The following is a 21,718-nucleotide window of genomic DNA, read 5'->3' as shown; positions in this document are numbered from 1 at the left end:
GCTGGCAAAACGTTGATGAAAAACACGGCGTCACCCCCTCAGTCGCTTGGAGCGAGGCGGCGAGGCCGCCTCGCCCTCGCTCCTTCGAGGGTTCCTTGGTCCGCTCGCTCCTCGCTTCGCTCGCGGTTTCACCGCTCGCGTGTCCGCGGCGCTTCGCGCCGCGCTATCGCTCGTCGCTCGCGGTAGAACAGCTAGTTTGTTAGGGGAAGAATGGGCGAGCGTGAGAAGGTGGAACGAAAACTGGGCTCTACAGACTGTAGTCGTGCTGACCGTCCTCGGTTTCGAGGAACGCCGTGAGCAGGTCGGTGGCGGCCTCCACGTCGTCGCAGTGGGCCGTCTCGGTCGTGGTGTGGAGGTACCGCGTCGGGATCGAAATCGCGCCGACGGGTCGCGCGCGCCGGGTGTTCTGGAAGCCCGAGGTGTCCGTGGCCCCGGAGGGCAGCACCTCCATCTGGTGGTCGATGTCACGCTCGTCGGCGAGCGCGGCCATCCGGCGGTACACCTTCGGCGTCGTGACCACGCTGGAGTCTTTGACCTTGATCGCCGCGCCGTCGCCGAGTCGCGTGACGTACTTGCCCTCGTCATCGACCGCGGGGATGTCGTTGGCGACCGTCACGTCGAGCGCGACCGCGAGGTCGGGGTCCAGGTCCGCGCCGACCGCTGGCGCGCCGCGCACGCCGAGTTCCTCCTGCACCGTCGCGCAGAAGTGGACAGTTACCTCGGGGTCCTCGACGCGCTCGGCGGCCGCCAGCATGGCGAGCAGACACACCCGGTCGTCGAGCGCCTTGCCGGTGATCTGGTCGCCCATCCTGACCGTGGTCTGGTCCGTGCTCACGAGGTCGCCGACAGAGACGCGCTGCTCGACCTCCTCGGCCGGGAGCCCGAGGTCGATTGTCACGTCCTCGACGGAGTACTCCTCGTCGTCGTCGCTCCGGACGTGGGTCGGAATCGAGCCGATGACGCCCGTCAGGTCCTCCGACTCGGTGTGGACCGTCACGCGCTGGGCCCGGAGCACGTCCGGGTCCCAGCCGCCGAGCGCGTCGATTTCGAGGAACCCCTCGTCGGTGACGTGCTTGACCATGAAGCCGATCTCGTCCATGTGGGCCGCGATCGCGACCTCGTAGTCGGTCGACCCCTCGACCGTCCCGACGACGTTGCCCATCGCGTCGGTCCGCAGCGAGTCCACGACGCCGTCGAGTTCCCGGCGGACGAGGTCGCGCACGCGGTCCTCGTAGCCCGGAACGCCGCTCGTCTCGGTCAGTTCGCACAGCAGGTCGAAATCCATGCGGAACCGTGGCGGCTCCGCCGGTATAAAGACCCGTCGTACGCGGGAGGAGTCGAGCGGCCCTGATCGGACCGGACCAACCCGAGGCTCGCGTCAGCCGGTCGGTTGTTGGGGCCTGTTCGCCGGATGGCGGCCCCTATCCGGTTATATCCTCCGCCAATCGTCGCGAAGCGCGCGTATAACAAAGTCGTATCTGTCGGAATAATAGACGCGAGCGCCATGACTGAGACCCGTTCTGCCTGTGACTGCTATCGGACGACCGACACCGCAGCGGCGTCGAACGATGTATAAGGGTCACACCGTCGGCGTCGTGGTCCCGGCGTACAACGAGGAGGGGTTCGTCGGGGAGGTCATCGACACGATGCCCGACTTCGTGGACCGCGTCTACGTGGTCGACGACCAGTCGACCGACGGGACGTGGCAGGAGATCCGCAACCACGCCGACGAGGCGAATCGGGTCGCGAGCCAGCGCCGAGCCGACGCCACCATCGCTGACGGCGGCCTCGCCTCCTCGCAGCGCGTCGTCCCCATCCGTCACGAGACCAACCGCGGCGTCGGCGGAGCCATCAAGACCGGCTATCGACGCGCCTATCGGGACGAGATGGACGTGACGGCCGTGATGGCGGGCGACGGCCAGATGGACCCCGACCTGCTCGACGGCCTCCTCGATCCCGTCGTGGACCACGGAGCCGACTACGCGAAGGGCAACCGGCTCCTCCACCCCGAGTTCCGGGACGGGATGCCCCGATTCCGGCTGTTCGGCAACGCCGTGCTCTCGCTGCTCACGAAGATCGCCAGCGGCTACTGGCGCATCGGCGATCCGCAGAACGGCTACACCGCTATCTCCTACCGTGCGCTGGACGAACTCGACGTCGAGAACCTCTACGAGGAGTACGGCTTCGCCAACGAGCTCCTCGTGCGCCTGAACGAGTGCGGTATGCAGGTCGCCGACGTGGCGGTCCCCGCGCTCTACGGCGACGAGCAGAGCACCATTCGGTACCGGACCTTCGTGCCCCGACTGTCGACGCTCCTGCTCGTGAACTTCTGTCGCCGGCTCCGGACCCAGTCCACCGAGGATGGCGACCGCTCGACCGTCCTCTGCTACGTGCTGGGCGTCCTCGGACTCCTCGCCACGCTCCTCGCCGGTCTCGGGGTACTCGGCGGCGTGGCCATCGACCTCGACCACGTCGGCGTGGCCGGACTGGTGAGCGCCACGTCGCTCGCGCTCGCCGTGCTCCTCGACGTGGAGCGCAACGAGGACCTGGAGATACAGGTGTTCGGCGAGGCGGAAGCAGACGCGTAGGACGGAGACAGACACGCCGGACGGTGACTGGCTTTCGGGACGAAAACGAACGCTCACGACAGGGACGGACGGCTTCGCTCTCCTCGCGGGTTTCGACGGTTCTCGGATCTTCAGCCGTTCGGCCGACGGTCGGAGTCGCGCCGACTACTTCAGGGCCGACGCTTCCCGCGGAAGCTGGCTGTGGGTCCGCTCGGTCGGCAACGACTGGATCATCGTCGGGTCGGTCGCCACGTCTACGACGAGATCGGTGAGGTTCACCTTGTCCGCGAGGAACGCCTCGCGCCTGCGCTCCCACTCGCGGGCGACTCCCTCGCGTTCGAGCAGGGTGGTTGCGGTGTCGAGCACCGCACCGAACGCTTCGAGGTTGTACACCAGTCCCTCGCGTTCGAGCTCGTGGAAGTTGCCCATGTCGTCCTCGCCGACGAAGGAGTTCGAGCGAACCGCTGGCGTGCCGAGGAGCGCGGCCTCGGTGACCATCGTCTGGGTGTCGGCGACCAGCAGCGACGCCTCCGCGAGCGCGTCGTGGATGCGCGCGGGGTGGAGATCGAACGGCTCGGCGGGCACCGACGCGAAGTCCATGTCGCCGCCCTCGTCCGAGACGAACACTGTGGCGCGCTCGCTGAGCTCCTCGACGAGGTGCTCGCGCTTCTCCGGCGTGAAGCCGTCCTCGCCTACGTCGTGGTGGGAGCCGAAAGCGTTCAGCCGGACGATGGCGTACGTCTCGTCCGGTCCCACGCCGAGTTCGTCCCGGATATCGGCGTCCGGGTCGTACACCTCGGGGTGGAGGTAGGCGCACTCCTTGAAGCCGTTGAACGCGTGGTGCTTCTCGCCGAGGTCCTTCCCGAAGGTGTGGGGCGTGAGGTAGGCGTCCGCGAAGGGCCGGGAGATGGCGTGGTCGAGGTGCGTGTTCGCCGAGTCGGTGATGAGCACCACCGAGGCTCCGGTGACGGCCCCGGCGTGAGCCGCGTACGCGCCGACCCCGAAGATGCGGTCCGGGTCGTACTCGCGAGCCTCCCGGACGATGTTGACGTAGTGGGTGGGGAGCTGGCGGGCGAGCGAGAGCTTGCTGGTCGCCAGTTCGCCGTAGATGACGTGCGGCAGGTCGTAGTAGTCGAGCAGGTCGCGGGTACAGCCGTAGTCGCGGGCCAGCAACAGTACTTCGTGGCCGCGGTCGCGCAGTTCGGCCACGGCGTTCCGATAGAGGTGGACGTGTGCGGGGGTGTTCGTGAAGAACAGGTACCTCATGTCAGCCTCACGTCGGACGGGCCGAGCCATTGTTCTACGGTACGTTCGCCCGGTTAGCGTCGGACAACCGCCCGTACAGCTCCGGTACGCGAGTTCTGTCGCCCACGGTAAGGCTGGCTTATCGTCGGGTGACGCATGAACGCGCGGTGGCGCGATGCGCCGCTCGGAGAAACCGTCGTAGTACTCCGTCTCAAAAACCGTCTTGACGTTCGAGTTAGGAACCGTTCTCGACGCGGACCCTCGCGGGGCCCTCGAGCGAGAAGCCGGTGATCTCCCCGGAGAACCGGAACCCGTCTTTGCCACCGATGACGCGGCCCGAGATCTCGCCCTCGGAGATGGTGTCACGGTCGTTGACCGACCCGAGCGCAGCGCTCTTGCGCGCCTCGCCGCTGACCGTGAACGAGTAGGTGCTGGCGAGTCGTGGGTGGTCGCTCCCGTCGATCACCAGCTTGTTCGGGAGCACGAGATCGCTGACTGCCACCTCGTCGCCCTCGTAGCGGAGCGTCCACTGGCTCTCGTCGAGATCCATCGAGACCACCTCGCCGTCCACGAGGAACGAGTCGCCGTAGCCGTTGCCAGCGACGCCGGAGACGGTCACCGTGCCGTCGCCGTTGTCGGTGACGGTGTCGTTGGACTCGGCTGCAACGTCACCCGCCGAGGTGCGCTTGCTGGCGCTGCCCTCGACCGTGAACTCGTAGGAGGCGTCCGACGTGTTCGACCCCGCGACCAGTTCCAGCACCGCGCCCTCGGCGTTCCCATCGGCGCCCCCGTCGGACTCCGTGGTCGTCGACGATCCGGAGTCGCCACCGTCGGCGCTGGAGCTACCGCCCGCCGCTTCCTCGGCCGACATCGGGACGCCGCTCGGGGGTTTCAGGTCGGCGTCGCTCCCGGTCCGAGTGTTTCTGGTCTCGACAGAACCACCGTCGTGACCGAGCATATCGCCGCGAACGTCGCAGTTCTCGACGACGGTTTTGCCGTACCACGACCAGACCGCTCGGGTGCTCGTACTGCCCGGGGCGCTACAGCCCGCGCCGCACGGTCGGACCGAGTCGTCCACGTCGATAGTCGTGTTCTCGACGTAGCTGGTCTCGTCGCGCGAGTTGAGCCGAACGTTCGAGATCATGTTCGAGTGGAAGTACGAGTCGTACACGTTCGTGACGCCGCCGGCGCCCTGCGCTCCCGGCCCGCTCCCGTACAGGCCGTTGTCGATCATGTGCGCGATGTGGACGTTCCGGAACTCGATCGTCCCACGGTGGGGGACGTTCGCGTTCACCCAGACGCCGCCCTTCGCGCTTCGGGGGGCCTGCCCGTCGCCCATGTAGACGTTCTCGATGGTTCCGGTCGCGTCCGGACTGGACACGGCGGGAACGAGCAGGTAGTGGCCGCCGGGGTGTTCGCCCTCGAAGCCGACGTTCCGGATGGTCCAGTCGTCGCCCGAGGCGGTGATCTTCGCCGACGCGCCGTCGGCGGTCATGTCGATCAGGAGGTTCTCCAGCGTCTCGCCGTCGCCGACGCTGAACGACTGGGTCTCGCCGGCCGGGACCGTAACTGTCCGGTAGTCCGCTGCGGCCCCACTGCTCGCGAGCGTGCCCACTCCCACCGCGGAAGCGATGCCCGCACCCGCCGCTCCGAGGAAGGAGCGCCTGTCGACCGTCAGTTCGTCGTCGCGTTCGCGTGCCTTGTCGCGTGCCATGCGGCTTCAATGCTCGATTACTGGTTTACAAACCTTGTGGTTTCTCTTCAAGGGCCGCGTATCGATTTATCAGTAGAGCTTACTTGGGACCGATTTCGAAGCAGATTTCTCGTCAGAGAAGCCCGAGAGAGCAACCGGGGAAAATCGGTTTCTGGGCCCTGAAAACAGCAGATGTGGAGTATTGAACGGTCCGGTACGAAGCCATTTCCGGCCGTAATTCGACGTTATCGTCTCCGAAGAGCGACCGTTTCGGCCGGGCGTCTTTCCGAACGCGAACAACCCTCAACCAGTTCTCAGTTGTTCCGGAACGTTTTTGCCGAAACCGACACTCATGTCCGGGTATGGCAGACGACGAAACAGAGGCCGAACTCCGCGAGCAGTTCACCGAGGCGTTCGAGGGTGCCGACTACCCGGTCAACAACCCGATGGATCTCGTCCCCGGGCTCCCGGACGGCCCGGGTACGCGCTTCGAGGCGGGCGACGTGAGCTTCACCGCGATGGAGCTGTCGACGAAGCTCTCGGGCGATCAGGACTTCCCCTACGACGACGTCGAGACGCTGGTCGACGACCTGCTGGAGGGGCTGAAGGCGAACGACATGCTCTGAGAGCGGGACTCCGCACAGATCAACCGATCCGAGTCACCGACTCGGACTACTTCTTGCAATCGGCGCGAGACGACCAAACAGACGATAAAAAGCGTCTCCGTCGAACTCTACTCGGTCAATTCTCTTCGCTCTCTTCCTCGATCAGTCCTCGCTGTCCTCTTCCTCGTCGTCTTCCGGGAGCGCGACGAGCAGGACCTCCCACACGTCGTACTGCTCGTTGAAGTGGCTGTTCAGCACGCGGTCGTTCTCGCCGATGGGAATCGGCTGTTGAGGATGGGACACTTCGAGCCACGTCACGGTCGGCTCCGTGATGTCCATCTCCGCGATGTCGTCGGGCTGCTGGCCCGGTTCCATCCCGTCGCCCACGCCCTGCTCTCCCGGTCCTGTCGGTGTATCTTGACGTTCCACGGTGAACCTCCCGGCGCTCCGTACCACCCGGGTTCACAAAACGCTACCGGCGCACGGGATTTCCGAAACGGCGAGGCTTCGGAGCTAACGAACGTCCGGAAGCGACAAGTCACGACCGCGCCAAAAGCCGACGATGAGACGGTCGACCGCTCGGAAACGTCTGCTCGCGCTGGCCGGGACCGCGCTGGTCGCCGCGATTGCGTTCGCCGGCACCGCGCTCGCCCACGGGGGAAGCCTGCGCACGGAAGCCGGAAGCATGTCCGTCCCGACGTGGCTGTTCCTGCTGACCGGCGGCGGCGTCGTCGGCGCGTCGTTCCTGCTCGCAAGCTTCGTCACCGACCGGGCGTTGATCCGGGCGATCCACGACTGGCGACGCGTCGCGAGCGCGCCGCTGGCGGGACTGACGACCGTGACGCAGGCACTGTCCGTCCTCGCGCTGGTCGGCGTCGTCGCCGTCGGGTTCGACGGCCCGACCGACCCGCTGCGCAACGCCGCGGTGCTAGTGGTGTGGGTCGGCTGGTGGGCGGGCTACGTCGCCACGGTGTACCTCGTGGGCAACACCTGGCCCGCGCTCAACCCGTGGCGCGCGGTGACCCAGTGGCTCCCGACGCTCGACAGGAACTATCCGGATAAGCTCGGCGCGTGGCCGAGCGTCGTCGGCCTGCTGGCGCTGATCTGGCTCGAAGTGGTCAGCCCGCTGGCCGACGACCCGCGGCTTCTGGCCACCGTCATCGCGGGCTATTCGGCCGTCACGCTGGCCGGCGCACTCGCGTTCGGCCCCGACCGGTGGTTCGGTCACGTCGACCCCGTCGCGCGGGTGTTCCGCTACTACGGCCGGGTCGCGCCGCTCCGGTACGGCGACGACGGGCTCGAACTCCGGCCGCCGGGCGCGGCGCTGGCCGAGCCGAAGTTGGTCGACGACGCCGACGAGGTCGCGTTCGTGGTCGCCATCCTCTGGGTCACGACGTTCGACGGGCTCGTCGGAACGCCACAGTGGGCCGAGTTCGCGGAGGCGGTCGTGGGCGCGGGCGTGCCCGCAGTGGTCGTCTATCCGTCCGCGCTGGTCGCCGGCTTCGGCCTGTTCCTCTGGGCGTACTGGACCGCAGCGCGGTATTCCCGGCAGACAGCCGACACCTACCTCACGGTCGGAGCCATCGCGCGGCGGTTCGCACCCTCGCTGTTGCCCATCGCGGCAGGCTACCACCTCGCGCACTTCCTCGGCTACTTCCTGTCACTGTCGCCCGCGCTGGCGTCTGCGCTGACCAACCCGTGGAACCCGCCGATCAACCCCTCCGTCATCGTCCTGCCGGACTGGTTCGGCGGCCTCGCAGTGGCGTTCGTCCTGCTCGGCCACCTGCTCGCCGTGTGGGTGGCCCACGCGAGCGCGTACGAGGTGTTCCCCGGACGGCTACAGGCGGTCCGGAGCCAGTACCCGTTCGTGATCGTGATGGTGCTGTACACGATGACCAGCCTCTGGATCGTCTCCGCGCCGAGCGCGGAACCGCCGTTCGTCTGATGAGCGATATTCGTAGACCATGACCGACTCCAACCTCACCGATTCCCCCGACGAGACGGGCTACGAGACCAGCGTGCCGCCCGAGGAGTCGCCCGCCGAGTGTCCGTACTGCGGGCGGCCGCTGGAGAGCGAGCGACTGCTGGTGCTCCACGAAGGGCTCGACCACTGGGAGCGCCTCGACGACGACCGCCGCGAGGCGTTCCAGGAAGCGTACGTCGGCGAGGGCGACGACCTCCGGACGTTCCGGCTCAAGATGCTCGCGTTGCTGGTCGTTGTGTACTTCGCGTTCCTGTTCGTCTACTCCTACGTGATGGAAGACCCCTTCAGTTCGACGAACGCCGCGCTACTGTTGGTCGGCTGCTGGCGCGGGGTCAGATAGAACGAACTCCCAGCACTCACGAACGAATTCGCAGCGCTGCTGCACGAACGAACTCTCGGTCAGCGACGCCGTTCAGAGCCCGCCGGTCACTTCGTCCAGTTTGTCGACCACCTGCTGGAGGTCCGCGTCGTCCTCGATGGCCTCGCGCACGCGCTCGCGCTGGCGGACCTCGGCCGCGCTCGCGCCGTACGCCCGGACGTACTCCGCGCGCGAGTGCTCGTCGAACGCGTGTCTGATGGCGAAGTAGCCGTCGGGGACGACCGACCCACAGACCTTGCACTCGCGGCGCTTGTGATCTGTCGTCTGGTGGACGATGGCAGCCTCCACGTCGTCGAACGTCTCGCCGCAACTGTCGATGCCGCACTCCCAGTCGCTCATGAGCGGGTGGTCGAAGTCCCGGGGTAACAAGCTTTCGCCCCACGACCTTTTAACACGACCTTTTGCTGCGCTCGGTCGGCGGACGCCTGCGGCGTCCGCCTCCCTCGCTGGCAAAAGCTCGACCAAAACCACCGCGTTCCTCCCTTCGCTCGCGACGCTCGCTCCGGTCGTCACTTGGGCCGCTCGCTCCTCCCTGCGGTCGTCGCTCGCGGGACGACTGCTGGGCGCTGGCGGAAAATCGGTCTTCGCCCGCCGGTGGTGAGACTACTCAGCGGACGACATCCGGAACTTCGCCGAGCGATTCCACGACGTGGTTCGCGCGCTCTTCGGCATCCTCGGGGGGGTCTTCGTCCGCGAGATAGACGCCGGTGAAGCCGGCCTCCTGTGCGGGAACCACGTCGCGCTCCAAATCGTCGGCGACGAAGACGTGCTCGTCGGCCGGGATGGCGTCCTCGGCGGCGGCGAAAATCTCGGAATCCGGCTTGCTCGCGCCCACCTCTCCCGAGACAACGACTGCCCTGAACTGGCCGGCGATTCCGTGGTGGGCCAGTTTGCGGCGCTGGGCTCTTGCGCCGCCGTTTGTCAGCACGCCGAGTGCGAGATCGGGCGTGTCGGGAGCGTCAGGACCGCCGGAGTCGAGTACTTCTAACATCTCCCGCGCACTCGGCCGGATGGCCGTTGCGCGGGCCTCGCGCTCGGTGTACGTTTCGGCGAGCGCGTCCGGGTTCGATGGGAGGTCGGCGCTCTCGCGAAGGTCTGCCATCGCCGCGCGATACGGCTCGGGGTGACAGTCCGCGAGATGGTCGAAGAACGCCTCCATGTACTGCTCGTGGTAATCGTGGAGGTCGTGGGAGTCTGCGTCCGAACCGACGCCGTGCTCGCGGAGTGTCGCTTCGAACAGCCCGGCGAAGTCCTCGGGGAGTTCGACCAGCGTTCCGTCGAGGTCGAAGAAGACGGCGCGCATATCGTGAGATTCACACTCCACCCCGAAAAACGTCAGTGTGAGCGCGGAGTCGACGGTGAGGGTACGCCCTCGTCCCTCAATCCTCGAATAACCGAATATTCTGTTACGAAATACGAACAAATTATACGGGATCAGGAGACTATCTGCGCCAGTTGCGGAACATATGCGTCGGAAGGCGAAAATATCATCGGTGAATTTATACGCTACTACTCGTATCATTCGCCCGTAGGAGATTTCCCTAATGTCTGATGACAACACGCCCACGCGCGGAACGGGCAGCTCCGATCACGTAACGCCCGACAGCGAACGCGACGCCCTGACGACCGACGAAGGTGCGGAGGTGGCTCGACGATGAGTCGGTCCAACCGCGACTGGTGGCCCGACCAGTTGAACCTGGACGTCCTCGACGAGAACGCTCGCGACCTCGGTCCGTACGGCGAGGACTTCGACTACGCCGAGGCGTTCCAGAACCTCGACCTCGACGAGGTGAAGTCGGACATCGAAGACGTCATGACGACTTCGCAGGACTGGTGGCCCGCCGACTACGGCCACTACGGACCGCTGTTCATCCGGATGGCGTGGCACAGCGCCGGCACCTACCGAACCAGCGACGGCCGCGGCGGCGCCTCGGAGGGCGCTCAGCGGCTCGCGCCGCTCAACAGTTGGCCCGACAACGCGAACCTCGACAAGGCCCGCCGGCTGCTCGAACCGGTCAAGCAGAAGTACGGTCGCAAGCTCTCGTGGGGCGACCTCATCATTCTGGCCGGGAACGTCGCCATCGAGTCGATGGGTGCCAAGACGTTCGGCTTCGCCGGCGGTCGCGAGGACGCGTTCAAGCCCGACGAAGCCGTCGACTGGGGGCCCGAAGACGAATGGGAGGCCTCCGAGCGCTTCGGCGAGGAGGGCGAACTCCACGAAGGTCTGGGAGCCACCGTGATGGGCCTCATCTACGTCAACCCCGAAGGCCCGGACGGCAACCCCGACCCCGAGGCGTCCGCGGAGAACATCCGCGAGTCGTTCAGCCGCATGGCGATGAACGACGAGGAGACCGTCGCGCTCATCGCCGGCGGGCACACGTTCGGGAAAGTCCACGGCGCGGACGACCCCGACGAGCACGTCGGCCCGGAGCCAGAGGCCGCCCCCATCGAGCAGCAGGGCCTCGGCTGGGAGAGCGACTACGGCTCGAGCAAGGGCAAAGACACCATCACGAGCGGCATCGAGGGGCCGTGGACGCAGGCACCGACCTCGTGGGACACGGGCTACCTCGACAACCTGCTCGACTACGAGTGGGCGGCCGAGAAGGGCCCCGGCGGCGGCTGGCGGTGGATCCCGCTCGACGAGGACCTCCGAACGTCCGCACCCGACGTCGAGGGTGAGGAGTCGGTCACGCCGATGATGCTCACGACCGACATCGCGCTGAAGCGCGACCCCGACTACCGGGAGATTATCGAGCGCTTCCAGGACAACCCGATGGAGTTCGGCATCAACTTCGCGAAGGCGTGGTACAAGCTCACTCACCGCGACATGGGCCCGCCCGAGCGGTTCCTCGGCCCCGAGGTTCCGGACGAGGAGATGATCTGGCAGGACCCGCTCCCCGACGCCGACTACGGCGTGATCGGCGACGAGGAGGTCGACGCGCTCAAAGCGGAGATTCTCGACTCGGAGCTGTCGATTCCTCAGCTCGTCAAGACCGCGTGGGCGTCGGCGTCGACGTACCGCGACAGCGACAGGCGCGGCGGCGCGAACGGTGCTCGCGTCCGCCTCGAACCCCAGCGGAGCTGGGACGTGAACGAACCCGAGGAGCTGGAGACCGTGCTGGAGACCTACGAGGAGATCCAGGCGGAGTTCAACGAGTCGCGGTCCGACGGCACGAAGGTCTCGCTCGCAGACCTCATCGTGCTGGGCGGCAACGCGGCGGTCGAGCAGGCGGCCGCAGAGGCCGGCTACGACGTGGACGTTCGCTTCGAGCCGGGGCGGGTCGACGCCTCGCAGGAGCAGACCGACGTCGAGTCGTTCGAGGCGCTCGAACCGAAGGCGGACGGCTTCCGGAACTACCTCGGCGACGCAGCCGACCGACCGGCCGAGGACCTGCTGGTCGACAAGGCCGAACTGCTGAACCTGACTGCGTCCGAGATGACGGTGCTGGTCGGCGGCATGCGCGCGCTGGGCGTGACCTACCAGGACACCGACCGCGGCGTCCTCACCGACCGGCCGGGCACGCTGACCAACGACTTCTTCGTGAACCTGCTCGACATGGACACCGAGTGGGAAGAGTCCGAGGACGAGGCGGGCGTGTTCGAGGGCCGCGACCGCGCCACGGGCGAACTCGAGTGGACGGCCACTCGCAACGACCTCATCTTCGGGTCGAACTCCCGGCTTCGCACCATCGCGGACGTGTACGGATCCGAGGACGGCGAGGAGAAGTTCGTTCGCGACTTCGCGGACGCGTGGGGCAAAGTGATGCACCTCGACCGCTTCGACCTCGCGTAATTTCGGTTAAAAGTATATTTTGGTGGTTTACCTCGCGTCTTAGCCTGCGCCACTATTCGTTGATAGCACAGGCACAAGCATAGAATTCATGCCATTATGAAGGTCCTGATTGTTAAATATTTAAAATATTTTTCTGTATAGAACTCTACTTCTATAGTCTACAGGTTTATCTTCATATTATCCATAAGTTATTAATATATAAACTATACTTAGAAAATTATAAGTTATTTATGTCTATCTTATTAACTGATGTCATACGATAGACGAGCGTTCCTGAAGCAGTCAAGTTTGACAGGTGTTGCGGCCACGGTCGGAGTGACCGGGTTAAGTGGGTTCGCTTTAGCTGATAATGTCGGAGATGGAGACTGGCCCAAGAATCACGCAGAAAGTAGTCAAATTCAGATTAACGAGCTTGGACATGAAATCCAGTACACTACCTCGGCTGGATCGACTCTCGACTTGGTCGACAACGCTGTCTGGCTCCCCGGTTCGGAGAAGTGGCAGTATGTGTATCTCACGTCGGCTGACGCCTCAAATTGCAGAAAGCAGGTTGGCTCAAGTGGAGACGGATCTAAATACGCGATGTTTGAAGGAGACCAGATGGTCAATATAACTGAACATGACGCCCCTAGTCAGGTCAGCACGAACTACTTCGGGAACGCCGATTGGGGCCTCGGTGTGACAACTGGCCAAGATCACGGGTACTCTTGGAGTACGGCAACTGTGCAATCCATCATTGCAGTCATTAACCATTTTGCGGATTCAGTCTCAGGTGTTACAACTGCGGATCAAATACATACTTACTGGAAAAAGGCGAGTCAGAATGGAGCTGTCGATAACGGGATAGAACACGAATGGAAACGTTACAAAACAAGACAGACGACCGGACATTTCATGCGGTTCAATATTGTGTTCCCATCTGAACAAGTCCTAGATGTCGACTATGTCGACATGACAGTGGAAAACAAATTGCGCAATACGCTTTTCGAGAACGATGGAGATAACATTCCGAATAAAGACTATTCGATGAGTTGGAGTCTCTCACACCCCGTCCTCCCAAGCCCATCGTCTGCAAACACGACTCAGATGAAGGAGTACGGAATCAAAAAGAAGCGTGCAGGCGACATTCATTCCTTAGCGATTCAAGGGGATGTTGACCCCAACCAGTCGATCTACGTCGCAGAGAACCCCGGAGTTAAGGTTCGACCTCTCCGCGAGTAGGACTCAGAGATTAGTCTGTTCTTTAGTAGTCTGCTCATAGCATCGCTCAGTTGCCGTCAGACCAACCCAAGAAGCACTTCTGATTAGAACAATTACATTTGTGCAATCATTATCTGTCATCGACACGATGTCCATTTGCTCCGGTTCTGGCTGTGAATCTACGGTTACTCGAAGTTCGTACTGGCCCTGTGTGTCCGGAAGTTCATCGTCTAGGACCACACTTGGTGGGACTGACCCAGTCTGTTTCGGAATTAAGTGATTTTTGTCATAAATGACGTTGCCACCCTCACGAAACTGAACACGGACTTGGTGTTCACTTGATTCGTCCGCGTTAACGATTTCTGCAAGTTCAATCCGCACCGTATCAGTTTGCCGTAAGAATGTACACCCGCTAAAAGTTCCTGCAGAAGCACAGAGGGCGCGTGCAAAGCTCCGCCGGTTCATTTACCCGTATTAATGTAAATCTAAAATAAATTCCTTTCGGTTCGTTATCCCTTGTGTGATAAGTTACATGTAGGCCTCCTTTCAAAACTTTCGGTTATATAATTCTGTATTTTAGGAGCAATCTAGGTCACTAGGACTGCCGATACACCAGATTCCGCTGGATCTCGTTCGCGCCCTCGTAGATGACCGGGATGCGAACGTCGCGGTAGACCCGCGCGATGCGCCGGTCGGCGAGGATCGAGCGCCCGCCGTGGAACTGCATCCCCTGCTCGGCGCAGTCGGTCGCAGTTTCGGTGGCCTTCGTCTTCGCCATCGCGGCCCACAGCCCGGGCTTCGTCCCGTTCTCGACCTTCTCGGCGGCGCGGTAGGTGAGCGCGCGGGCCGCCTCGAACTCGGTGCGCATATCGGCGAGGCCGTGCTGGACCGCCTGGAAGTCCGCGATGGTGCGGCCGAACTCCTCGCGGTCGTGGACGAACGCCCACGTCTCCTCGATGGCGGCCGCGGCGAGGCCGAGGCCGTGGCCCGCGACGACGACCCGGCCGAAGTTGAAGAACTCCGCGAGCATCGCGAAGCCCGCGCCCTCGTAGCCGATGAGGTTCTCGGCCGGAATCCGGCAGTCGTCGAAGACGATGTGGGCCTGCTTGCTCGCGCGCATCCCCATCTTCTCGGGGATGTGCTCGGCCTCGTACCCCTCGGCGTCCGTGGGGACGATGAACAGCGAGTGGTTGCTGTAGCGGTCGTCGGCCTCCTCCGGCGGGTCGCCGCTCCGGGCGTACACCGTGAGCCAGTCGCCCTCGACGCCGTTGCCGATCCAGTACTTCTCGCCGTTCAGCACCCACTCGTCGGAACTTTCGTCTTTCTCCGCGGTGGTCTCCATCCCAGTCAGGTCGCTCCCGGTGTCGGGTTCCGACACCGCGAGGCCAGTGATCTGCTCGCCCTCGGCGACCGGGCGGAGGTACGCCTCGCGCTGCTCGTCGGTGCCGTACTGCTCGACGATCTCCGCGCCGAAGCTGGCGAGCTGGAGCGTCAGCGCGATGCCGGCGTCCGCGCGGAACCACTCCTCGGCCACCGCGAGCATCTGGGTGAGGCTCCAGCCGCGGCCGCCCCACTCCTCGCCGATGTCCTGGGCGACGAGGCCGGCCTCCTGCCCGGCTTCGAGAACGTCGTGGGGATACTCGCCCGCTCGGAAGTACTCCTCGGCGTTGGGCGCGACGTGCTCGTCGGCGAACTCGCGCGCTTCGTGTTTGACGTCGCGGGCGTCCTCCGGAACGATGTCGTCTGCGAGGAGTTCCATACTCGCAGAACGGCCCCCACGGAGTTATGCTCCGGGGTGCTTGTGAGAATCAGAATCGTTAACACCGCAGTCTCTCAATCTTCGGACGTGACAGGGGCCGAGTCGTTCCGCGTCGACTTCCACGTCAAGGTGCTCGACGAGTCCGTGGTCGAGCGCGCGAAGGCCCGCGGGCTCGACGCGCTCGCGTACGCGCCCCACTTCACCCGACTGCCGGACGTCCGCGAGCGCGCCGACCGATTCTCCGACGACGAGTTGCTCGTCGTGCCCGCCCGCGAGGTGTTCACCGGGCGCTGGCACGAGCGCAAACACGTCCTCGCGCTCGGACTGGACGAGCCGGTGCCGGACTTCCTCCCGCTCGACGACGCGATGGCGGCGTTCGACCGCCAGGACGCCGCGGTGCTGGTGCCCCACCCGACGTTCCTCAACGTGTCCCTCAGCGCCGACGACGTGGCCGATTACCGTGATACAATCGATGCCGTGGAGGTGTACAACCCCAAGCACTGGCCCCACCACGACCGGCGGGCGAAGGCGCTGTCGGCGAAGTTCGACCTGCCGGGCTTCACCTCCTCGTACGCCCACCTGCGCGGGACGGTCGGCGAGGCGTGGACCGAGTTCGACGCGTCGTTCGACTCGCGCGAGGAACTGATCGACGGACTGAAGCGCGCGGTCCCGCGCCGGGTGGCCCACCGCTCGGGCTGGACGCATCGACTGCGCCGTGCCGCCGAGTTCGCGCACCTCGGCTGGGAGAACTCCTACGAGAAACTGGATCGCGTGCTGCTCTCGGGGATGGAGCCGACCCACCCGGACCACGTCGCGTACGACGACCGGTTCGGGGTCGCGGACTGAAACTCGACGTCGCAGACTGGAACGGCTCGTTTTCGACGCTGTGGACAACGTAGCTCCGTTGCCCTACAGCAGACTCGCGGCCGTCCGCGTAAGGTCCTGCACGGGTAGATCGAAGTGGACGACCACCGCGACCAGCGCGAGTTCGACCGCCGTCACGGCGACCGTGACGCCGGTGGCCCACTTGCTCGACACGGCGACGCCGAACGGGAGGTTGTACTCCTTCGCGTAGGGGTAGAACAGCGCGATGCCGCGCTTGCTCCCGAGCAGGTCGAGCACGTAGTGGGTCACCACCCCGATCCAGACGAAGTGGAGATTGCCGAAGTAGACGGGGTAGGCGGCGAACACCGCCAGCACGGGCAGGTTGTGGAGTGTCTTGCGATGCTTGCCGAAGGCGGTGTCCACGTCCGGGAACAGCGCGCCGAGGACGATTGGGACCGACATCTCGGCGATGGCCCGGAACGTGGGCACGTCGCCCGCGGGGTGGAGGACGTACCCGAGTCCGATGCTCAACAGGACCGCGTTCAGGACGTGCCCCTCCTTGTTCATGCGAATTCGGTCACGTTCGATTCCTTCTCCGGGGAGGACTCAAGCCTTTCTCTCCTGTGTCTGACGCACGTCATGCGATCTCGGGTTTTGTCGTGGTGTCTGCTCTGTGGGTCAGTTCGCTTGCTTCGTGCTACTCGTCTTTCAATCCCGCTCGCGCTGGTTGTTCCTCCATCCCGGCGCGTGCTGGCGCGAGTTCATCTCGCGCCAAAACGCGCGAGGGCCGAGTAGCGCAGTGGAGCGAAGCGACCGAGCAACGCAGGCGGTTGGGGAGGACGAGGTGCGGTGCGGTTGCGGTCACGCCTCGGCTCAAGCGATAGCTAGCTTCTCAGTCTCGTCCATTTCTGTCGTACGAATAGATTAGCAAACTACTGCTTGAGCATAGGCGTGACCGCACCGCACAGCACCGCATCCTCGGACCTCCCCAGCCGCCTGCGCTTCTCGCTTCGCTGCGATGCTCGTCCCTCGCACGCTTTGCGCGGCGCTCCCGTGCGCCGCGCAGCGCGCGCCGGGTTTCAAAATCAAAATCACGAAATCCACCAGAATCCCTCAGCCCTCGTCCCGCCTTGACTCCACCTCCGCTTGCAGATCCCGAAGCGCCTGTCGAGCGATCTGGGCCTTGACCTCCGTCCGAGAACCGTCGAACTCGTAGCGCGAAACCGTCGCGTAGGAGTCCTGCGTGCCCCACTCGCCCGCGTACGCTACCGCGACGAACACCGTGCCGACCGGCTTCTCGTCGCTCCCGCCGGACGGCCCGGCGATGCCGGTGGTCGCCACGCCCCACGTCGTCCTGGCTACGTCCCGGACGCCCTGAGCCATCTCACGGGCGACCGGTTCGCTGACCGCGCCGTGGTCGTCGAGTGCCTCGCGGGCGACCCCGAGCTGCTGGAGCTTGGCGTCGTAAGAGTAGGTCACCAGCCCGCGGTCGAAGTAGTCGCTCGACCCCGGCACGTCGGTCAGCAGCGAGCCGACCAGCCCGCCCGTGCAGGACTCGGCGACAGCGACCGTGGCGTCCGCTTCGCGCAGGGCGTCTCCGATGGCCTCCTCGATAGGTGGCTCCGTGTCGTCCTCGCTCATGGGAGTTCCAACGCAGCGCGCGAGGATGAAAGTGGGGGACGCGAATCGCCTCCGGGCGAGCGAACCCGTCGCGGGCACGCAGACTAAGTTCCCGGACGGCGTTCGTCATGTGGGACTACCATGGGGAATCTGGACAAGCGCGAGGCGGCCAGACTGGTCGACCGCGTCATCGAGAAGGTAGCCGCGTGGCCCCACGTCACCACCGAGGAACATCGCTTCGAGGGCCGGGAGTTCACGCTCGGCCCGCGGGAGGTCGGACACGTCCACCGCTGGGGCATCGTGGACGTGCCGTTCACCGAGCGCCTGCGCGAGCAGTTGGTCGCGGAGGGCATGACCGGCGAGCACCAGGTCGTCCCGGAGTCGGGGTGGACGACGTGCTACGTCCGCGACGACGAGGATGTCGAGCGGTGCGTCTGGCTGTTGCGCCTCTCGTACCTCTACCACGTCGCCACGCTGAAGAAGACGCCTGCGGGAGCCGAGACGTTCGCGGAGGTGGACGTCGACGCGGAGTTAGCCGAGTTGGGCGCGAGCGACGAGGTGAAGGCGGCGTTCGAGGGGTGAGACATAGGTGTTCGACGGGCGAGTCGAACGGTGGGCCTCGGCCGCTTTCTGAATGCTTAAACGCGCCCGCCTACTTGTACCGCACATGACCGAGGAGGAAGCCACGGAGCAGGTGCGCAAGGACACCGAGGCGTCCGACGAGTCCGCGGCCGACGCCGAGGAGGCCGAGGCTAACGAGGGAGAAACCGAGGACGCGCTCGGCCCGACCAGCACGCAGCTCGTCGCCGAGGTCGCGGTCGAGGACGCCGAACTCGCCACCGACCTCGAAGCCCACTTCGCAGAGCTGGAGGCCGACGCCGAGGAGGCCGAGGCGCGCGCCGACGACCTCGAAGGGAAGCTCAAGCGCGAGCGCGCGGACTTCCAGAACTACAAGAAGCGCGCCAAGAAGCGCCAAGAACAGCTGCAGGAGACCGCGACCGAGGACCTCGTGGAGAACCTGCTCGACGTGCGTGACAATCTCGTCCGCGCGCTCGACGACGACCACGACGACCTCGACAGCCTCCGAGAGGGCGTCGAGATCACGCTGAAGGAACTCGACCGCGTGTTCGACGACGAGAACGTCGACGAGATCGCGCCCGAGCCCGGCGCGGAGACCGACCCACAGCGCCACGAGGTGATGATGCAGGTCGAGAGCGACCAGCCGGAAGGCACCGTCGCGGACGTGTACCAGCCCGGCTACGAGATGGGCGAGAAGGTCCTGCGCGCCGCGCAGGTCACCGTCAGCGACGGCGACTCGGACGAATAAGTTGTGTCGTCGGGAGTAGATTTTTCGGAGTCAGCTGTAGTAGTTTTCCGCGATAGAGGTGGCTGGGAGATAGTGAACTTCTGGAAACTATACGCCTATTCGTGCCAGTCTGCTATCAGTTGATCACTAGCTAGCATTGTTTCGAAATCCCCCGCCCGCTCGCGCTACGATGGAATGTGAACGAGAGCGGGCGGCCGTTTCAGTCCCACCCACGGTGGCTGTGGGACCGAGCGCGAATCCGCCGTCTCACTCCCGCGCGTCCTCGATGGCCCGCCAGATGGTCTCGTCGGTCAGCGGCATGTCGAGGTGCCGGACGGCCAGCGGGGCGAGCGCGTCGACGACTGCGTTCACCACCGCAGGCGGTGCGGCGATGGTGCCCGCCTCGCCGATGCCCTTCACGCCGAGGGGGTTGCGCGGACTCGGGGTCACGGTCGATTCGGTCTCGAACTCCGGGAGGTGGGCGGCCCGCGGGACGGCGTAGTCGGTGAGGTGCGTGGTCGCGAGCGTCCCGTCCGCCTCGTACACCGCGTGCTCCGAGCGGGCCTGTCCGATGCCCTGCGCGACCCCGCCGTGGACCTGTCCCTCCACGATGGTCGGGTTGACGCGCTCGCCGCAGTCGTCGACCGCGACGTAGCGCTCGATGTCGAGTTCGCCCGTCTCGGGGTCGACCGCGACCGCCGCCGCGTGCGTGCCGAAGGCGTAGGCGGTCCCGTCCGGCTCGTAGAAGCTGGTCGCCTCCAGTCCGGGTTCGACGCCCTCGGGCCGTCCTCGGCCGTACGCCGCCGAGGCGACTTCCTCGAACGAGCAGGACAGCCCAGGATTGCCAGCGACGCGGAACTGGCCTGCGTCGACCGTCACGTCCTCGCGACTGACCGCCCCGTCGCCGTCCCCGTCGCTCTCGTCCGAGAGCAGCCCCGCCGCGATGCACTCGGCCTTCTCGCGCACTGCCTCGGCGGCCTCGGCGACCGCGTTGCCGCCGACGATGGTGCTCCGGCTGCCGAAGGTGCCGGTCCCCTGCGGAATTGGCTCGGTGTCGCCCTCCACGACCTCGATGCGCTCGTCGGCCACGCCGAGCGCCTCGCCGACGATCTGGGCGTACGTCGTCCCGTGACCCTGGCCGTGCGAGTGGGTGCCCGCGTAGGCCGTCACCCCGCCGTCGGGGTGGACCCGGACCACGCCGCTCTCGAAGCCCCCGCCAGTCGACTCCACGAAGCAGGCGAGGCCCACGCCCACGAAGCGGCCCTCGTCGTCGCGGTCGGTCGAGCGGAGAGACTCGTAGTCGAGTTCGTCGCTCCCGGCGTCGAGTTCGCTGTTCCCGGTGCGGAGTTCGTCCAGCGCGGCGTCGAGCGCCGGCTCGTAGTCGCCGCTGTCGTACTCCGCGCCGACCGGGGTCTGGTAGGGGAAGTCGTCTGGACCGAGCAGATTCCGGCGGCGGAGTTCCGCGGGGTCGAGGTCGAGTTCCCGCGCGGCCGCGGTCACGAGGCGCTCGGTGACGTAGATGGCCTCCGGGCGGCCCGCGCCGCGGTACGAGTGGACCGGGGCGGTGTTGGTGAACAACGCCTTTGTCTCGCAGTGGATGGCCGGGATACGGTACTGCGAGGAGAGCAGTCGGCCGTACCAGCCCGGCATCGCGGGGCCGCCGCCGAGGCCGTAGCCGCCGACGCCCGCGTGGGTTTCGGCGCGGAGGCCCCGAATCGTCCCGTCGTCGTCCACCGCGATCTCGGCGGTCGTCCGGTGGTCGCGGCCGTGTGCCCCCGCGAGGTAGTTCTCCGAGCGCGTGGCGGTCCACTTGACGGGGCGGTCGAGTTCTCTGCTCGTCCACCCGGCCATCGCCTCGCCCGGATAGTGGTGGCCCTTGTGCCCGAAGCCGCCGCCGACCGACGGCGAGATTACTCGAATCTTGTTCTCCGGGAGTCCGAGCGTGGTCGAGAGCTTCCGGCGGTGGCCGTGGGGCGACTGGCTGGTCATCTCCACCGCGAGCTGGTCGTCGCCGGCCTTCCAGCGCGCGAGCGCAGCCCGGGGTTCGAGCGCGGACGCGATGAGCCGGTTGTTCTCCAGTTCGACCTCGACCGCGCGGTCGGCGTCGGCGAACGCCTCGTCGGTCGCCTCGCGGTCGCCCTGCTCGCTCGTGACGGCGACGTTGTCTGGCGCGCTCTCGAAGATGGTCGGCGCGTCGGGGTCGGTTGCTGCTTCCGGGTCGACCACCGCGTCGAGTGGCGCGTACTCGACCGCGACTGCCTCGGCGGCGTCGCGCGCACCGGCCCGGCTTTCCGCGACCACTGCGGCGACGGGCTGGCCGTGATACCGGACCCTGTCGCCGGCCAGCACCGGGTGGCCCGGTGGGTCGCAGTCGAGCCGCGAGGTGGCGATGGGGAGTACGCCGGGCGCGTCGGAGGCCGCGATGTCGTCCCACGTGTAGACGCCGAGGACGCCCTCGCAGGAGGCTGCCGATCCGGTGTCGACCGACTCGATGCGAGCGTGGCCGTGCTCGCTCCGGACGAACGCGAGGTGGACCATCCCCGGTGCGGACAGGTCGTCGGTGTACTCGGCTTCGCCGGTGAGTAGGGGTTCGTCCTCGCGGCGGGGCGTCTCGGCTCCGATGCCGGTGGGTTCGGATTCGTCACCGGTCACGGATCTGTCCTCCATCTCTGTTGCTCCACGGCGTCAGTTTGCCCTGCTCTGGCGAGTGTGCGGACGCCGCGCGGATCCCGCGCGGCGTCC

General features: G+C 65.6%; 19 protein-coding genes. 9 read left to right on the top strand and 10 right to left on the bottom strand.

Translation table 11 applies throughout. The features are described 5' to 3' along the window. Positions 1–247: 247 nt before the first annotated feature. Positions 248–1,285, bottom strand: coding sequence for a M42 family metallopeptidase (locus tag DPQ64_RS01475; protein WP_115862587.1), 1,038 nt, complete (start codon positions 1,283–1,285; stop codon positions 248–250). Positions 1,286–1,568: 283 nt separating this feature from the next. On the opposite strand from DPQ64_RS01475, the gene DPQ64_RS01470 reads away from it, so the two are divergent. Next, entirely contained in the window at positions 1,569–2,588 is a 1,020-nt protein-coding gene (locus DPQ64_RS01470) for a glycosyltransferase family 2 protein (protein WP_115862586.1), read from the top strand. Positions 2,589–2,732: 144 nt separating this feature from the next. Here DPQ64_RS01470 and DPQ64_RS01465 read toward each other — a convergent pair whose 3' ends face one another. Beyond that, complete coding sequence (locus tag DPQ64_RS01465; protein ID WP_115862585.1) at positions 2,733–3,833, bottom strand: DUF354 domain-containing protein; 1,101 nt, start codon at positions 3,831–3,833, stop codon at positions 2,733–2,735. Between the two features lie 214 nt (positions 3,834–4,047). Beyond that, positions 4,048–5,526, bottom strand: coding sequence for a hypothetical protein (locus DPQ64_RS01460; RefSeq protein WP_115862584.1), 1,479 nt, complete (start codon positions 5,524–5,526; stop codon positions 4,048–4,050). A 341-nt stretch (positions 5,527–5,867) separates the two neighbouring features. Between DPQ64_RS01460 and DPQ64_RS01455 the strand changes: the two genes are divergently transcribed. Next, the gene (locus tag DPQ64_RS01455) at positions 5,868–6,131 is read left to right on the top strand and encodes an MTH865 family protein (protein ID WP_115862583.1); all 264 of its coding nucleotides are present in this window, start codon (positions 5,868–5,870) and stop codon (positions 6,129–6,131) included. Positions 6,132–6,272: 141 nt separating this feature from the next. Here the strand turns inward: DPQ64_RS01455 and DPQ64_RS01450 are convergent, their stop codons facing one another. Beyond that, the gene (locus tag DPQ64_RS01450; protein ID WP_232820452.1) at positions 6,273–6,539 is read right to left on the bottom strand and encodes a hypothetical protein; all 267 of its coding nucleotides are present in this window, start codon (positions 6,537–6,539) and stop codon (positions 6,273–6,275) included. Positions 6,540–6,672: 133 nt separating this feature from the next. Here DPQ64_RS01450 and DPQ64_RS01445 point away from each other — a divergent pair, with 133 nt between their 5' ends. Together DPQ64_RS01445 and DPQ64_RS01440 are read left to right on the top strand one after the other, a co-directional pair. Then, the gene (locus tag DPQ64_RS01445; protein ID WP_115862582.1) at positions 6,673–8,055 is read left to right on the top strand and encodes a hypothetical protein; all 1,383 of its coding nucleotides are present in this window, start codon (positions 6,673–6,675) and stop codon (positions 8,053–8,055) included. A gap of 19 nt (positions 8,056–8,074) precedes the next feature. Continuing rightward, on the top strand, positions 8,075–8,434 hold the full coding sequence (locus DPQ64_RS01440) for a DUF7410 domain-containing protein (RefSeq protein ID WP_368275955.1): 360 nt from the start codon (positions 8,075–8,077) through the stop codon (positions 8,432–8,434). Positions 8,435–8,506: 72 nt separating this feature from the next. On the opposite strand, the gene DPQ64_RS01435 is transcribed toward DPQ64_RS01440, so the two are convergent. Both DPQ64_RS01435 and DPQ64_RS01430 read right to left on the bottom strand, forming a co-directional pair. Beyond that, positions 8,507–8,812 carry a DUF7565 family protein gene (locus DPQ64_RS01435; protein WP_115862581.1) on the bottom strand — a complete coding sequence of 102 codons (306 nt, stop codon included), beginning with the start codon at positions 8,810–8,812 and terminating at the stop codon, positions 8,507–8,509. Positions 8,813–9,080: 268 nt separating this feature from the next. Further along, on the bottom strand, positions 9,081–9,776 hold the full coding sequence (locus DPQ64_RS01430) for an HAD family hydrolase (protein ID WP_157971550.1): 696 nt from the start codon (positions 9,774–9,776) through the stop codon (positions 9,081–9,083). A gap of 351 nt (positions 9,777–10,127) precedes the next feature. Here DPQ64_RS01430 and katG point away from each other — a divergent pair, with 351 nt between their 5' ends. Further along, a complete protein-coding gene (gene katG / locus DPQ64_RS01425; RefSeq protein ID WP_115862579.1) occupies positions 10,128–12,266 on the top strand; it encodes a catalase/peroxidase HPI in 2,139 nt (712 codons plus the stop codon). A gap of 249 nt (positions 12,267–12,515) precedes the next feature. Further along, a complete protein-coding gene (locus DPQ64_RS01420) occupies positions 12,516–13,487 on the top strand; it encodes a twin-arginine translocation signal domain-containing protein (protein WP_115862578.1) in 972 nt (323 codons plus the stop codon). A gap of 574 nt (positions 13,488–14,061) precedes the next feature. Here DPQ64_RS01420 and DPQ64_RS01415 read toward each other — a convergent pair. Next, complete coding sequence (locus tag DPQ64_RS01415; RefSeq protein ID WP_115862577.1) at positions 14,062–15,225, bottom strand: acyl-CoA dehydrogenase family protein; 1,164 nt, start codon at positions 15,223–15,225, stop codon at positions 14,062–14,064. An 87-nt stretch (positions 15,226–15,312) separates the two neighbouring features. Between DPQ64_RS01415 and DPQ64_RS01410 the strand changes: the two genes are divergently transcribed. Next, positions 15,313–16,071, top strand: coding sequence for a PHP-associated domain-containing protein (locus DPQ64_RS01410; RefSeq protein WP_115862576.1), 759 nt, complete (start codon positions 15,313–15,315; stop codon positions 16,069–16,071). 63 nt (positions 16,072–16,134) lie between these two features. Here DPQ64_RS01410 and DPQ64_RS01405 read toward each other — a convergent pair whose 3' ends face one another. Further along, the gene (locus DPQ64_RS01405; RefSeq protein WP_115862575.1) at positions 16,135–16,617 is read right to left on the bottom strand and encodes a metal-dependent hydrolase; all 483 of its coding nucleotides are present in this window, start codon (positions 16,615–16,617) and stop codon (positions 16,135–16,137) included. Positions 16,618–17,163: 546 nt separating this feature from the next. Next, a complete protein-coding gene (locus DPQ64_RS01400) occupies positions 17,164–17,691 on the bottom strand; it encodes a CinA family protein (protein WP_115862574.1) in 528 nt (175 codons plus the stop codon). A gap of 120 nt (positions 17,692–17,811) precedes the next feature. Between DPQ64_RS01400 and DPQ64_RS01395 the strand changes: the two genes are divergently transcribed. Both DPQ64_RS01395 and DPQ64_RS01390 read left to right on the top strand, forming a co-directional pair. Further along, positions 17,812–18,252: a luciferase domain-containing protein gene (locus DPQ64_RS01395; RefSeq protein WP_157971549.1), complete on the top strand. Its 441-nt coding sequence runs from the start codon at positions 17,812–17,814 to the stop codon at positions 18,250–18,252. A gap of 85 nt (positions 18,253–18,337) precedes the next feature. After that, positions 18,338–18,997 (top strand): nucleotide exchange factor GrpE, encoded by a 660-nt coding sequence (locus DPQ64_RS01390; RefSeq protein ID WP_115862573.1) that lies wholly within the window; start codon positions 18,338–18,340, stop codon positions 18,995–18,997. 246 nt (positions 18,998–19,243) lie between these two features. On the opposite strand, the gene DPQ64_RS01385 is transcribed toward DPQ64_RS01390, so the two are convergent. Then, the gene (locus DPQ64_RS01385) at positions 19,244–21,643 is read right to left on the bottom strand and encodes a xanthine dehydrogenase family protein molybdopterin-binding subunit (RefSeq protein ID WP_115862572.1); all 2,400 of its coding nucleotides are present in this window, start codon (positions 21,641–21,643) and stop codon (positions 19,244–19,246) included. Positions 21,644–21,718 lie beyond the last annotated feature (75 nt).

Source organism: Halorussus litoreus (assembly GCF_003382685.1).
GTDB classification, from domain to species: Archaea; Halobacteriota; Halobacteria; order Halobacteriales; family Haladaptataceae; genus Halorussus; species Halorussus litoreus.
Note: the sequence above shows the minus strand (reverse complement) of the source record. Positions and strands in the feature narration are given on the sequence as shown.